The 13,876-nt window shown below is 38.5% G+C and carries 13 protein-coding genes; 5 read left to right on the plus strand and 8 right to left on the minus strand.

What is annotated here, in order from left to right:
* Window positions 1-28 precede the first annotated feature (28 nt).
* From ACYX4N_RS14910 to ACYX4N_RS14925, 4 genes are read right to left on the minus strand one after another with little or no spacing between them, the layout of a single operon-like run.
* Window positions 29-406, minus strand: coding sequence for a hypothetical protein (locus tag ACYX4N_RS14910; protein ID WP_014951214.1), 378 nt, complete (start codon window positions 404-406; stop codon window positions 29-31).
* 19 nt (window positions 407-425) lie between these two features.
* On the minus strand, window positions 426-1,325 hold the full coding sequence (locus ACYX4N_RS14915) for a cation diffusion facilitator family transporter (protein WP_014951213.1): 900 nt from the start codon (window positions 1,323-1,325) through the stop codon (window positions 426-428).
* Entirely contained in the window at window positions 1,312-1,677 is a 366-nt protein-coding gene (locus ACYX4N_RS14920; RefSeq protein WP_014951212.1) for a DUF3703 domain-containing protein, read from the minus strand. Before ACYX4N_RS14920 ends, ACYX4N_RS14915 begins: the two co-directional genes overlap by 14 nt.
* Window positions 1,674-2,300 carry a cation efflux transmembrane domain-containing protein gene (locus ACYX4N_RS14925; RefSeq protein ID WP_014951211.1) on the minus strand — a complete coding sequence of 209 codons (627 nt, stop codon included), beginning with the start codon at window positions 2,298-2,300 and terminating at the stop codon, window positions 1,674-1,676. Before ACYX4N_RS14925 ends, ACYX4N_RS14920 begins: the two co-directional genes overlap by 4 nt.
* Before the next feature lie 79 nt (window positions 2,301-2,379).
* Between ACYX4N_RS14925 and cadR the strand changes: the two genes are divergently transcribed.
* Window positions 2,380-2,802 (plus strand): Cd(II)/Pb(II)-responsive transcriptional regulator, encoded by a 423-nt coding sequence (gene cadR, locus ACYX4N_RS14930; RefSeq protein ID WP_014951210.1) that lies wholly within the window; start codon window positions 2,380-2,382, stop codon window positions 2,800-2,802.
* 290 nt (window positions 2,803-3,092) lie between these two features.
* Here the strand turns inward: cadR and ACYX4N_RS14935 are convergent, their stop codons facing one another.
* On the minus strand, window positions 3,093-5,063 hold the full coding sequence (locus ACYX4N_RS14935; RefSeq protein ID WP_476054578.1) for a hypothetical protein: 1,971 nt from the start codon (window positions 5,061-5,063) through the stop codon (window positions 3,093-3,095).
* 144 nt (window positions 5,064-5,207) lie between these two features.
* A complete protein-coding gene (locus ACYX4N_RS14940; RefSeq protein WP_476054579.1) occupies window positions 5,208-5,723 on the minus strand; it encodes a tyrosine-type recombinase/integrase in 516 nt (171 codons plus the stop codon).
* Window positions 5,724-6,615: 892 nt separating this feature from the next.
* Between ACYX4N_RS14940 and ACYX4N_RS14945 the strand changes: the two genes are divergently transcribed.
* A complete protein-coding gene (locus ACYX4N_RS14945) occupies window positions 6,616-7,467 on the plus strand; it encodes a recombinase family protein (RefSeq protein WP_476054580.1) in 852 nt (283 codons plus the stop codon).
* A gap of 15 nt (window positions 7,468-7,482) precedes the next feature.
* A complete protein-coding gene (locus ACYX4N_RS14950; protein ID WP_476054581.1) occupies window positions 7,483-9,099 on the plus strand; it encodes a recombinase family protein in 1,617 nt (538 codons plus the stop codon).
* Between the two features lie 1,313 nt (window positions 9,100-10,412).
* Here ACYX4N_RS14950 and ACYX4N_RS14955 read toward each other — a convergent pair.
* Complete coding sequence (locus tag ACYX4N_RS14955; RefSeq protein ID WP_476054582.1) at window positions 10,413-11,207, minus strand: hypothetical protein; 795 nt, start codon at window positions 11,205-11,207, stop codon at window positions 10,413-10,415.
* A 186-nt stretch (window positions 11,208-11,393) separates the two neighbouring features.
* Here ACYX4N_RS14955 and ACYX4N_RS14960 point away from each other — a divergent pair, with 186 nt between their 5' ends.
* Together ACYX4N_RS14960 and ACYX4N_RS14965 are read left to right on the plus strand one after the other, a co-directional pair.
* A complete protein-coding gene (locus ACYX4N_RS14960; protein WP_476054583.1) occupies window positions 11,394-11,957 on the plus strand; it encodes a recombinase family protein in 564 nt (187 codons plus the stop codon).
* A gap of 187 nt (window positions 11,958-12,144) precedes the next feature.
* Window positions 12,145-12,741 carry a hypothetical protein gene (locus tag ACYX4N_RS14965; RefSeq protein WP_476054584.1) on the plus strand — a complete coding sequence of 199 codons (597 nt, stop codon included), beginning with the start codon at window positions 12,145-12,147 and terminating at the stop codon, window positions 12,739-12,741.
* Window positions 12,742-13,055: 314 nt separating this feature from the next.
* Here the strand turns inward: ACYX4N_RS14965 and ACYX4N_RS14970 are convergent, their stop codons facing one another.
* Window positions 13,056-13,808, minus strand: coding sequence for an endonuclease/exonuclease/phosphatase family protein (locus tag ACYX4N_RS14970; RefSeq protein WP_476054585.1), 753 nt, complete (start codon window positions 13,806-13,808; stop codon window positions 13,056-13,058).
* Window positions 13,809-13,876 lie beyond the last annotated feature (68 nt).

A 13,876-nucleotide genomic window follows, 5' to 3' on the forward strand; every position in this document is an offset into this window, starting at 1 on the left:
ATCAGCGCGGTGCTATCGAAAAAACGTACTAGGAAGTAATTTTGGGGGGGCGAAGTAAGCGGTTAATAGGTGCGTCAATTACCGCATCTAAATAGTTGAAATTGTGGACTGAAACCACTGTTTTCAGACTGTTGATATGACTCTGACTGACCCATTGTGCATGTGTGCCATGGCAGTGGCCGCAATGGTGACAATCAGCAGGATTGTGGTGCTCTGTACTTACTTTATCACTGGTTTCATTGGCAGACAGCTCAGACTGCACTTGCTCGTGCTCAGAATGCTTATGCTCGTGTTGCAAGTGCTGAATGTCTATTGCATGAAAATCTAACGAATTCGCCACAGCAGAAAACGACTGAAAGAGTATCAGCGAGATCACGATGTAACTTATGCGTTTTAGATTTTTCATGTATGAAAGGTTACCAAGCCTAATTCACTTCGTCACGACATTGTTCATTAGCAAACTCCAGCTCAACTGTCGTATGTTCAAATTTATACTTTTCTAACGAACTGTGTATGTTTTCTTTGAGTGATTGGAGGTGCTCAAGACTGACATCTTCATCAAGAACAAGATGGACCGTCATTACGTTACGCTCACCGTCTAGAGACCAAATATGAAAATGATGAAGATCACTTACCTTATCGTTTGCCAGTAAATCGCTTCGAATCTTTGAAAGCTGTTCTTCATCGGGCGTTGCTTGCAAAAACAGCATTAGGGTTTCTTTGAGATTGCGGAACACATTGAAAAGGATGAACAAAGTAAAGCCAATGGATAAGATTGGATCTAAAATAGGCCAAGGCTTAAACATTAAGACGATGGACACGATAAATACTGCTACCCAACCAAGCACATCTTCCAGCAAATGCCAGTTGAGGACTCGCTCATTTAATGAGTCTCCCTCACTCAGTTTATAAGCCGCAAAGCCGTTTACTGCCATCCCAAAGATAGACAATAAAACCATCCCTTCAACTTGGGGCATTTCAGGCTCAGCCAAACGAGGTATCGCTTCAAGCAATATCCAAATGGAGCCTACCGTCAGCACAATACCGTTAATCAATGCACCGAGTAAGGAAAATCTTTTGTAGCCGTATGAGAATGTTTGATTAGAATCTTTATCGCTAAGCTTGTTTAATCCCCACGCTGTACCAATGGAAAGACTATCACCCAAATCGTGCACTGCGTCAGCCATAATAGCGGTGCTGTTGGTAAGCCATCCACCAATGAATTCAATAACAGTGAACACCACATTTAAGAAAAACGCCCATCCAATACGTTTAGACGCGTCGGTTGAATTCTCTTGCGAGTGTGAATGGTTATGACTGTGCATTTCTAATTTTTTCCAATATGGCTTTGTTTTCGGGTGAAATAGACATTGACTTGAATGGACTCACGTTTGCCCCACCAGTATTGCCCTCAGGCAATAAGCCAATTGGAGTTTTAGTCAGCGCACCTAGCATTCTAAAAATTTGTCCAAATATCTCTTTAAGGTCGCGGCGTTCTATTCCAAATTTAAGCATTTCATAATGCACTCGTGTGTGGTGGTATGTTGAGTGCTGACCGATGACATGAGCATCCTCTAAGGCCTTAAATCCTGCTTTATTGTCATTGTTCGAAAGGGATTGATGCGCGGCGCTCAGTTTTTGAAGTATGTAAGGTTTTGCTGCTTGAGTGAAATTCATACGATCTCTCCATTCGTCGAGCTGTTTTCACGGAATTCCTGTCTGGCGTCTTTTAGAATTAAGACTGCGCCTCGTAACACAACGATAGACACAATAAAACCTATGACCAAATCAGGCCAACGAGTATCGAATAGATAAACCATCACACCCGCCAATATCACTCCTATGTTTGCAATGACGTCGTTTGCCGAGAATATCCAACTTGCTCGCATATGCACCTCGCCATTTTTTTGTTTTCTGATTATCGCCAAACATATAACGTTAGCGATAAGTGCAACACCGCCCATGCCCATCATAAGCATAGATTCAGGCCCACTTCCAAAGGTTGCGCGACGAGCTATGTCAAATAAAATTAATAGGCCTAATGCCAATTGAAAATATCCACTTACCTTTGCAGCATTGGCTTTGTGAACAATTGTTTTCCCTACTGCATATATACCAACACCGTAAACGACTGCGTCAGCCAACATATCAAGGGAGTCTGCAATAAGTGCTGTTGAGTCAGCGAGTAACCCTACACTCATTTCAATGATAAACATCACAGCATTGATGCCCAATAGCCAGTAGAGAACTGCCTTTTGTTCTTGGTCTTTTATCTCAATTTCGCACCCACAACCACTCATAAAAACACTCGCTTTACTCACCTATAACGCGAGTGTAAACTCTATACTTGGTATAGAGTCAAGCTTTAGGCAAGTTAAAATGAAAATTGGGCTTCTGGCAGCTAAGACAGGGTTAAGTATTCAGACAATTCGTTTTTATGAGCGTAAATCACTATTGGCTGCACCTGAGCGAACGGCATCGAATTATCGAAGCTACTCTGAAGATGCACTGAAGCAGTTATTGTTTATAAAGCAATGTCGCGCATTAGATATGACAATCGAGGAAATTAAATTAGTACTGGAAACCCGAGCAAACCCAGAGAATAGCTGCGAAAACGTTAATACTACAATAGATAAGCATGTTGACGATATCGAACATCGGATAGCTGAATTAAAAGTACTACAAGAAACACTGATTTCAATTCGTTCTGCTTGCGATCATGATAAGAAGGTTAAAGAGTGCGGGGTATTGCATCAATTAGATAGCATTGCAGAAGTGTGTTCTTCTAGTACGGAGAATTAGTCTCGAATTATCAGTTTTATGTTGGAGCTTTGTCATAGGTATTCGGCTAAAGCAGCCATTCAATTTTTATTAGTAGCATGACCGTTGATTACCTCATTCGTGTCATTAAAATCTTAATGAGCCAAGGTCTGCTTCACGTACAAAGCAGCCGCCGAGTGATGAAGTATCCAAAACAGCCATTGGCACGCAAAGCCCCCTGACTCACCTCACCCGCCCGATAGGAAGCTTTGGTTGGATCATAGTATCGTGCCTGCATATAAATTAGTACGAACTACAATCCTTCCTAACTGTTATTCTTCTTCCGCCTTAAGCTTTTTATAAATAAAAAGATCATCTTCTATTTTAAAAATAACTAAGATTAAAAGCTTTAAGTAAAGTAAATAGGAATTTTCATGTAGATGAATTTCTGTTGGATTTGCCTGTGTGCCATGTAAATAACTATTTCTTAAGTCGTGCCCGTTTGTAAACTCACTTTTGTTTAAATAGTAATTGAAGTAATTTTGCTCAGGCATTGCGAAAAGTGAACTTCCAAAAAACACTATTCCATCATTACTCATATGTATAACCTCGTCTTGAATATCGGCTGGATAATGATGTAACGAGGCGACTTCATTTTCAAAAACATCTCTTAAAATTAAAATTCGGTTCCAATTTGTAACTTGAACGCAATTATTTTCATCTACAGATATATAATTGTTATCTATCAAATAGTTTAAATATTCATGCTGATGTTCTTCATAATTTCCGAAATTGATTTCTTCTTCACTCACCAATAAATCAACAAAGTTTATATATGGCTTGTCTTTGAACGGATCAACATAAGTCAACAGAGTTTGATCCGAAAATAGCAGATAAGTTAGAAAATTAACTCCTTGGTCATCCTTATTAATATATATGTACTTATTGCTATTTAAGCTTGGAATGTCTTTGATGGCTATAGGGCCAGATGACATTTGTAGAAGTTCAAAATCAATATGTCCATTTTCTACAAATAATTTGTATTGCTTCAATATCGACTCGAACTCAGGTGCGATTGTTCTTATTTTCTCTAAAGCAGAAGCATTTTGAGTAGGAATTGTAAAATTGGCGTTACTAGGTAAGTCAAATAATTCCGGTAGAGTATTAGTGAAAACTGTTTTTAGAATATCTTCTAATGAATACCCAAGCCCTTTTAGTACGTTGGAATATGTGTAAATTTGGCCCATAGATGCCATTTCTAATTGTGTGAACGCTACACCAAAAACGTATTCAGTTTTTGATCTAACACCTAAAGTTCTTTCTAAAACTCCAAGCTGATTTTCTTTGCTGGTTAGAGCTACAATATTCTGTTCATCCACGTACTCAAAAAGTGTCTCGAAGTTTCTGTACAGAATATATGGGTGATTATTTTCTTTAATGTAATCTAAGCTAAATTCATAATGGACTGTACCCTGTTCAATCCAAGCATGTTTAATTTTAGAAGCATTTTCGGGATAACTGATAGCTACCCCGTATTTAAATGTTGAACTAGAACCACTATCGAAAAACTCTTTAACAGACTGTTGGTATTTTCTCTTAGCTGCTAATTTAGTTTTATCTGAGATTCGGAAGTCACTATGTTTTTTAGCATTTTGTATTATTGGCAGGTAGTTAGTATTGCAATGCTCTGAGTCGATGTACGAAACAATTATGCTTTCTTTATCTTGAATAGTTAAACAACTAGGTAGGTACAACTTCGTTTTATTAAAACTATTTTCGACTTCATATATAGAAAGCAGGATCTCTGCACTTTGCTGGTCACTTTTTAAAAACTCACAGAGAACAAGCTTATATTTATCCACCAAATTTTTATGACTCAACAAGTGCCTCACTTGATGGGGGGAGTTATTTAAAACTTCTTCTATTTGAGAAGGCGATATCTTTTTATATTGTTGATAGTTATTTATTAATAACCAGAAACTATCATAGTAACCGTAATCTATATTTTCAAAATATGACTGAAAGTTACTATCATCAATACTTTTTATGAATTTCCTAATTAAATTTTTAAACGTATTAACTTTTTCTTTGTAATAAACAATATCTGTATCTGACCAACTTTTAAGGTATATGCCGTTTTCGAAAAACAGCGATATATTGTACAGTTCAAGTATATCGTTTATATCGTCTAAATCGTTTGCTATTTCGCTATTCAATAACAGCTCTGCTTTTGATAAGTAATGACCACTCGACATGTCATGTATCGAGTGAAATACAACCCTATCTCTATCTGGCTTGTTCATAACAAACATTAACCTTGTAATTTCGTATCATTATCCCTTTTACTAAGGTATCGATTTTATATTTTTATTACAAATACTTATTAGCATGTATCACTTTGATAGATGTCCTGTATTCTTTAAAGTTTGGTTGCTGATATTTATGGATTAAAACAACCCACTACCACCTTCAGCCGAAGGATGAGTTGCTTCATAAACTTCGGATAATTTTTTACGGCTAACATGCGTGTAAAGTTGGGTTGTGAGGATACTGGCATGGCCCAGCATTTCTTGAATGTGGCGAAGATCAGCGCCATTGTCTAACATTGTTGTCGCAGTGTTGTGTCGGTAAAGGTGACACGCGCCACTACGATCAAACCCCGCTAGTTTCACGTACTGTGATGCCATATCAGACAACTTACCCGGCACATAGCGTTTGCCATTGTTAGCCAGAAACAGCGCCTTTCCTGAGCCAATGAAGGCAAACATTGGTCTGATCTTACCAATGTAGAAAGCGAACCACTCACATCCTCGTAAACTTATTGGCACCAAACGTTCTTTCTTACCTTTGCCATCAATATTCAGCTTAACTAATTCACCTCTTCTGATGTCTATAGCAAAGAAGATTTCAAAAATAACGCTATCAGATAAGCTCTCAATGCTGAACAGAAGTAGTCGCTTCATAGTCAGTTCTATTTCTTACGTGGCGTGATGATACAGGCTCTTTGGATGATTTCGGGTGGAGAGTGTTTATTGGCAATCTTTCCGCACTCGGCTCGGTTCTAGGCGATGATTGGGATAACCGTGATACCTAAAAGTTGAAAAGCGCCCACATTCTTATCTCCGGCCACAGGTACTATTTGCTCAACACTCTCGTAAAGTGGTCGCCAATAGACTCCGACAAGTGACCCCAGCCTTATTGATCGTCTATTTCTGGCGCTCTGCGGTCAGACGATAAGCTGTTTTCTCTTTAAAATAGTGATAAGCGACCTAGCTCAAGGTCAATCATTCATCACTCCCAGTGTCGCCCAATGAGAGAATTGGTAACAAAATAGCCTAAGTCAGTACCTATAAATACAAATTCATTCCTGTTTAAGACGCTATTTAAACAATTTTTTAAAAGAATACTTTAATCTTTTGAGTACACTTGTTATTTCTTTTTAATATATAAAAACATTTAAAAAATTATCTTTTAAAAGTTACTTATTTAAGATATTAAAAATTTCAAAAATATAGAAAGATATTAAAGTATCTATCATTTTCAATACTATAAAAAGATATCAGGATTCTTTATGCCCGAGTATTTTTTGGATTTGACAATTTAACAGTTGCTTATTATTTGTTCTCATATTGATTCGCTACCGGACGAGATAAAGATGAGAACCGTCAAAACAAAGAATACAACAGTTTCAATTAAGCCCCTCGATAAATCTGAAAGCACCCGTGTAATCAGAACCATCGCCAATATCATTGTTAAAAAAATATCATCATCAGATCATTATAGTTTTTTTTCTAAACAAACGAGAAACAACGATGAAGCAGTTAACCCTAGAAGTAATTCAGACAGGAAATGATAATGATTACCAGAGCAGCGATATACATCAGAGTGCCTCCGAGCATGCAAGCATCTGAAAGCAACAACTTGAATGCGCAAAGAGCCAAGATACAGGGTTATGCGCGAATACATAGTTATCAAATCGTCGCAGAGTATTACGATCTAGCAATAAGCTCTGCCCAGATTTTACCGGGGCTACAACAGTTGGAGATGGACTTATCTACTGAACGGCGCAAAATTGACGTAGTCCTTATTTATAAGTTTTCAGGGTTTTCACAAGAAATTGAAAAAGCAGGAGATAGATGCAAAGCATTTTTTAAAAAAGCATCTGGCTTGATATTTATTACTAAGGACATTTGGGCAACAGAACGTGCCCAGCATTTTTACAAAGCTACTATTGGATTAATGGAGGAGAACTATAGTAAGCAAAAGGGCCAAATTACTCGAAACCGATTACAAGAAATTGCCAAACAAGGATTCTATACAGGAGGGCGACCTCCATATGGCTACAAGTCAGTTGAAGTAATAATTCCTGAATCAGATAGACGAAGATTTAAACTCGAAATACATGATGAAGAAATTAACATTGTAAAATTGATATTCGATTTTGCGAGTCTTGGTTTAAACAGTAAATGGCTAGCCTCATATTTGAACAGCAATGAGATTAGATATCGAAATGGTAATCTTTTTAACGTTAGGAAAATCAACCAAATTCTTAAAAACACTTGTTACAAAGGAGAGTATAGATTCAACAGTTACTCGGAAAACTCTAAAAAAATTGTAATTATTGTACCTGTTCCTAAAGCAGTTTCGACAGAAAATTTCGATCTTATTCAACGAGATTTGAATGAAAATGATAAAACAGTCAACTAAAGGAGTAGATGAACAATGAAAATTAAAGCAGCAATGTATATAAGGGTGAGTTCAAGTAGACAAGCAAAAGAGAGTGACAGTTTTGATGGACAAAGACTAAGAATACAGGAGTACGCTGAAAGAAATGGCTATAAAATTGTCGCTGAATATTGCGATACCGCCTCAGGGTATAAAGAAGGTGTATCTCGACCGGGTTTAGATCAGCTAATGAATGATGCGGCTTACAAGCGCTACGGATTCCAAGTCCTGCTTGTTTACAAATTATCAAGATTTTCACGGTCTGTTAGTGATCAAGAACTAAGAATAAAAGAACTTTTGAAATCAGGTGTGATCTTGATTTCAACTTCCGAGCAACTTCCAGAGCCAGATAGTGGTGGTAAGTTAGTGAGAGTAGTCTTGGCCGCTATTAACGAGAATCATAGTGAGCAAAACAGCCAAACCGTCCGTGATAGATTGGAAGAGACTGCAAAGAAAGGCTTTTACACTGGCGGGCGAGTACCATACGGTTATAAATCAATCAAAGTTGTAGACCCTAATTCTACCAAACAGCGATTTAAGCTAGCGATTAATGAAGATGAAATCTCGGTTGTAAGAACGATATTTTCTTTAGCTGAGATAGGTCTAAATGGCAAACCTATGGGCGTGAAGGCGATAGCTGCGCACTTAAACGAACATGGAACCAAAAATAGAAACGCTAAACCCTTTAACCGCAACATCATAAATAGAATACTTAGGAATACTTGTTATAAGGGGGAGTATAGATTTAAAAGTCACTCGGACTGTCCTGAATCCGATGTAATCATAGTACCTGTACCTAGGGTAATATCACCAGAGCGTTTCGATCTAATTCAAAATGGGCTAGAAGAACGACAACTTAAAAATAGGGACACGAAGAGAAAGCGCTCAGCGCACCTGTTAACCGGTATGTTAAAATGCGCCTCGTGCAACGGACCAATGAACTACATGAGAGCTAAAGGCGGTCGTTATCACTACTATCGTTGCGCTAAGCAAGTTAGAGAGAGCGCTAACGCTTGCAATGAGTCAAACATAAGGGAAGAAGTCGCTGACACAATAGTTAAAAATGAGATTATCCCATTAATATTTAAACGCGATTTTATTTGTAAAGTGCTGCAAGAAGTTCAAACTATGATAGCCGATATCAATAAAAAGAAAGGCCATAACAAACTACAACTTACTAAAAAGATTTCTGAGCGTAAAGCACAACTTCACATACTCTACGAGAGATTGACCGAAGCTGAATTTGAAGTTGACGAATATTTCAATACTTACAGAGAGTCATTGACAACAGAATTGCGAGCACTTGAATTTTCTTTGGACGAATACAATCAACTAACGTCACTTCCTTTCTGGAACTTTGGAGAAAAACAAGCTGACCAGTTTTTAGAAGTAGTCGAGGAGATAATAGTAGATGGTTCGACAGAAACACTTAAGTGTCTGCTACTGTCAGTCGTCGATGAAATAGTAATTCGAAAAGACGTTGTTACAGCAACTGGAAAGAGAATTGCTTTGCTGGGAGAGGTCTCAAAAAAGCGAAAAAAGGGCCCTGAAAAGCAGGTGCCCTCTTTCGGCACTATTTGGCGGAGAGAGAGGGATTCGAACCCTCGAATGTAACCAACAATAAAATTATCAATTTAATTCAATACGTTACAAGAAGCCTTGCATTCAACTTTGTACCACATGCTAGTACGCTACGACAAGTAGAAATCTAGAAGACCAACGACTCTATAAACGATGCCCTTACTTAAATATGTTGACGTTATGACACACTTAGACAATCTTATTTAGTGCAAGCAAGGTGCGATGCGTAGCCTAAGAATTTTCATGAGTCCTTTGAACTACAAGAACGATACAGCTAAGAAAAGGGTTTTTAATGGCTAAGCTATCATTGGGTATTGTTGTAGGCATGTTTAAAGAGTTGTAATTTGACAAGAACCGTTGGCTTAACAAAGAACAAAGGCATTGCTACTTCAATAATAATGAGGTTAAGAACATTATGCGGTCACTGGAATATTTCCCAAGACCTGTATCACAGACTATTGAGTGCAATAGACCTTCGTATGCTAAAGCAACTTAATTTTGTCTGTTAAGTCACATAGATGTGATAATTTCTCGTGAAAGGTAGATGCATGCAGTGATACTAAGCGCCCAAGGCAAATACCATAGACTTATGAAGGGATGTCTTATAAAACTAATTAGTAACAATAGTATGGTGAGAGGCCATTTCGTTCTATCTGAAACTTCCTGACGAGTATTATTGCCATAGTTGTTTTTGCATACTACATAAAGATTATTCGTAGTTAGCTCTAAATAGAAGTTATGCCAAAAGCGCTCGTCTCCTTTTACTTGGTCTGGAGCACTGTTCATCAATTCATGTGTACCTCTAAGTCTGGAGACTATTTTTTCAGGAACAGAAGCTGTGTTAGCGGCAGCTCGTAAAGCATGTATCCAATTCTGTGATTTCGCGAGAGTTGATGCGCGTGCATCATCACTAAATGGAGTTTGCCTGAAGATTAACCAATATCTAAAGTTAAACCAGAGAAAAATAACGAGATAAACAGCTAAAGCGCTATTCGTATCATGGAGAACAATATTTACGAATGGGATTTGGATTCCATCCCCTGATATTTCCCCATCTGCTAAGAAATATGTAATGGTCACCAGACTTATGAGAGTTAAGTTCCTTCTCTCAGGATTACTGTCCATTATATTCAAGTTATTTCTCCATTGAGTAACCATATTCTAACTAACATATTACAGCTTAAAGGGCTGTTCAATTAATCATAATCATGCTTAAAGTGTATTGGGTAACTTTCAGAGAGTAGAGCTGGTAATAAGTCACTGCGTACAAAAAGCGAGTTCATCTAGTAAGCTACCAATTGACAAAGTCACCAAGGTTATTAATGCTCTCTGCTCTCAACCTTGCTTTAATAATTCTCGCAGAATTCCACAAGCTCTACGAAGCTGGGGTTAATTTTTGTAAGATTGCTCTTATAGGTTGGGCTACATCTTTTACTCTTATAATAATCTGAAATCGTGTCATCCACAGCGTCTAGGACATCCTTGGCCCTCCACCGTGGGCAGCCCAACTGCTTAAGTAACATCACTGTTTCCCGCATAGTTTTCGTTGCAGCCTCTAGTAATTCACTCTGGTCTTCAAGAGTACGTTGTTGAATACGATCTATTCTAGTGAAGTCTCGCAAATGAACTATGTAGCCCTCTCGTTCAACTTCTTCAAACAATGCTTCATTAGAAAGCACTGCGAATAAGCTAAAATTATGCTCTTGATAAGATGTTTCTGACACTTCTGGCACTGTTATTGACTCATCATTTAAAGTCTCAGTGAAGGTTTTTATAGCTAGATTTAGGTCTGATGTTTGACTAGATGATTCTTGTAGCAAGAACATGTAATGGTGCATATTTAACGAGGACGTGTGAACCTCTCTAGTAAGCTCCATCTCTACAACTACCTGACCGAGCTCTCTTCTTTGAAAATATAACGAGCCAATTAATAGCGCTACAGTAAGCAATGAAAAGATAGGGTTTAAAAGGCCACCTATAAAGTCACCAAACCAAGCGAACTTTTCCTGATCTCCCCAACTCCCGTTAAAGTGATAAAAATATAGCCCCAAAACCACTATGACGCCTAGTACAGCCAATAAACCCACAACTACCATAGTGACCAAAAAACCAGTCATCTTTTTTTTATTCTCATCACCCATCTATCTATTCCCTTATTAGACAGCCTCAACATTATAATGGTTTTTTGACCGTGGCTAGAAATATGTTCATTTGGTATACCCAAACAGGTATAGTCATTTAATTACTATAACGTACCCATTTACATTGACTTTTATTTATGGGTACTTCATTATCCGCCACCTCTTAGAATCAAACAGGTACAGGAAGTGGCTGATTTAGCATACATTAGGGTTTCTACTACAGACCAAAACACAGACCGTCAGTTGTCTGACTGTGGACTCTCTTTCAAGAAGCAATTCATTGACCGCTGTAGTGGTGGTACTACTAACCGTCCAGCACTAGAAGACCTTAAGGATTATGCTAGAGAGGGTGATACCGTCCATGTGCATAGTATTGATAGGCTCGCTAGAAACCTTGTAGACCTCAAGGCACTCGTAACCCAATGGAACTCAGAAGGTATTAACGTAAAGTTCCACAGAGAGGGTCTGTGCTTCAATGCTGGTGGGTCTGATGCTATGTCTGACTTAATGCTGAGCATGTTAGGAGCTGTTGCCCAGTTCGAGCTTTCAATGATTCAAGAGAGACGTCAGGAAGGTATAGAAAAAGCCAAGCAAGCTGGTAAGTACCGTGGGCGTCCAGTTAATCAATCCAACCACCAGCGCATTCACACACTGCGCTCAGAAGGTGTATCGCTTCGTAAGATTGCCTCTGAGGTAGGTGTGTCATTATCAACAGTACAACGGGCTCTAGCAGCCTCTGAGAAACCTTAAGAATCCATCAATGAGTAAAGCGTTAACACCAAGAAAATGTAGTGAATGTGGTAAGCGTAGAAAACCAGCTAAGCGGTCAAACGGGAGAGCAAGTACCAAGTGTAAGGAGTGTTTTGGAGGTCAGTTCTGGCTTTCTGAATTTGGACGATGGTTTGCAGAGGCAGCCAAAAGACAGTCATCCGTTAGTATGCCTCTAGATGAAGACGATATTGTAGGGATCTATGACTTATGGGTAGCACGTAAACACGCTTCAGGCTATAAGCTTGGATATGGACAACTAAAGCACGTGTATGACTACCACATTAGTCATAGAGATCCTGCTACGGGAGGTGGTTTCCAAGGGCGCTTCACTACTGGAAATCTAATAATAGCAACCGCTGTAGCTAATAAAAAGGCATACAACCAAGCGCCAATTGACCATGGGTTTAGAGTCTATACGGATAAAAAACCTTTTGGAACAGCTGCAAAGGTAAGAGAGTGGTGTGGAGGTCAATATGACCTTCTAGGGCTCGTGAATGAATTAGGTCTTAAAAAGTACACACCTAAAAAGACTAACATTACAAATATCAATCCAGATTTCCTTCCAAAAGGAATCCCACCACGGATAATGTTTGAGTCTCAATTAAGAAGGTTTGAAGGTGGTGGCACTCATCCGTGGAGGCACACTATATATAGCCCTACGGAAGGTTTTACAGCAGCCCTTGTCTATGGAATTGGCCTTGGTAGTGGTGTACTTAAAGAGGCAAGTGAAGACCCTCAAGAACCTCAAACGTGGGATTTTTAGTACACGTCAGAGTCTATAATTTTACCACGAGAAACACTCCATGAATCTCTTCGAAAGCCACGTATTACAAGGGGTTAATGGAGGTGGTCGAGACACCTTGATGCACGACCTGACGATACAGTAGCACTTTTTCAACCAGTAACAAATTATTGTGTTTTGTTTTAGTAATCCTTTTATTAATGGAGGCATCAATGTGCATTGAGGAAGTCAACCCCATTTACTAGCCTGAGTAAAAAACATGTATACACTAGAGAAGTCTTTTGTATATACATAACAGAATCAAATGGAATGAAGGGGGACCACTTAAGCTCTTGCTAAATACTCAAATCGATACGGAGCGGCATATGATCACTTAAGCCAATCCAGTCTTTACGCTTACCAACGGATAGCTTCGATTTGCAAAGAATGTCACTAGAAACAAATGCATAATCAATGTGATATGGCTTTTCTTCTCTTCTATGCAAGTAAAATGTGGGTGAGCTCTCTTCACCTTGCCTCTCGTTAAACTGTTCGTGGTATAAGCTTGTAATTCCTATCTCTTTTAACTCAGCAATGACGTCACTATGGCTCCACCAACGGTCCCCTTTATCCCAGATTGCGTTACTATTAAAATCTCCAATGACCACAGTTTTTTCACTCTTTAGTTCGTTTCTATGAATTTGAAGATATTTCCAGAATTGCCCCATATAACCAAAAACTTGAGAATCTTTACCTTTTGTCCAAACTGCAAGGACTGTCATTTCATCGTTAATGGAAAAAGGTAAAAACAAGTTTAAATCTGATGTTCTCCAAGTAAGCGAAGGGCTTTTAGTCAACAAACCTTCAATCTTAAACTGTCCATTCCAATTTAATGCGTTAACTGTGTGCCCATTTTTTGGAAATATTCCAATACCCTTATTTTTAGAAGTGCCAACCCACAAGTAATCTCCTGCCCAATCACGATATTGCTGTGTTGATTTGGACGGGTCTTCACATTCCTGTACGATTAAAATGTCAGCATTCAGGGAGTCGATTCCATGAGTCTTCCTCCTTAGTGCACCATTGCAGTTCCACGTCACTATCTTCATGATTAATTGTAATTAGTTGTATAATTCTGATACTTCATCCTATCACCTGTTTAAGGTAAGCAAACGTA

The organism is Alteromonas sp. ABH4_452 (assembly GCF_056311825.1).

Coding starts and splice junctions, on each gene's coding strand:
- ACYX4N_RS14910 (WP_014951214.1), bottom strand. CDS start 406: ATGAAAAATCTAAAACGCATAAGTTACATCGTGATCTCGCTGATACTC.
- ACYX4N_RS14915 (WP_014951213.1), bottom strand. CDS start 1,325: ATGCACAGTCATAACCATTCACACTCGCAAGAGAATTCAACCGACGCG.
- ACYX4N_RS14920 (WP_014951212.1), bottom strand. CDS start 1,677: ATGAATTTCACTCAAGCAGCAAAACCTTACATACTTCAAAAACTGAGC.
- ACYX4N_RS14925 (WP_014951211.1), bottom strand. CDS start 2,300: ATGAGTGGTTGTGGGTGCGAAATTGAGATAAAAGACCAAGAACAAAAG.
- cadR (WP_014951210.1), top strand. CDS start 2,380: ATGAAAATTGGGCTTCTGGCAGCTAAGACAGGGTTAAGTATTCAGACA.
- ACYX4N_RS14935 (WP_476054578.1), bottom strand. CDS start 5,063: ATGAACAAGCCAGATAGAGATAGGGTTGTATTTCACTCGATACATGAC.
- ACYX4N_RS14940 (WP_476054579.1), bottom strand. CDS start 5,723: ATGAAGCGACTACTTCTGTTCAGCATTGAGAGCTTATCTGATAGCGTT.
- ACYX4N_RS14945 (WP_476054580.1), top strand. CDS start 6,616: ATGATTACCAGAGCAGCGATATACATCAGAGTGCCTCCGAGCATGCAA.
- ACYX4N_RS14950 (WP_476054581.1), top strand. CDS start 7,483: ATGAAAATTAAAGCAGCAATGTATATAAGGGTGAGTTCAAGTAGACAA.
- ACYX4N_RS14955 (WP_476054582.1), bottom strand. CDS start 11,207: ATGGGTGATGAGAATAAAAAAAAGATGACTGGTTTTTTGGTCACTATG.
- ACYX4N_RS14965 (WP_476054584.1), top strand. CDS start 12,145: ATGCCTCTAGATGAAGACGATATTGTAGGGATCTATGACTTATGGGTA.
- ACYX4N_RS14970 (WP_476054585.1), bottom strand. CDS start 13,808: ATGAAGATAGTGACGTGGAACTGCAATGGTGCACTAAGGAGGAAGACT.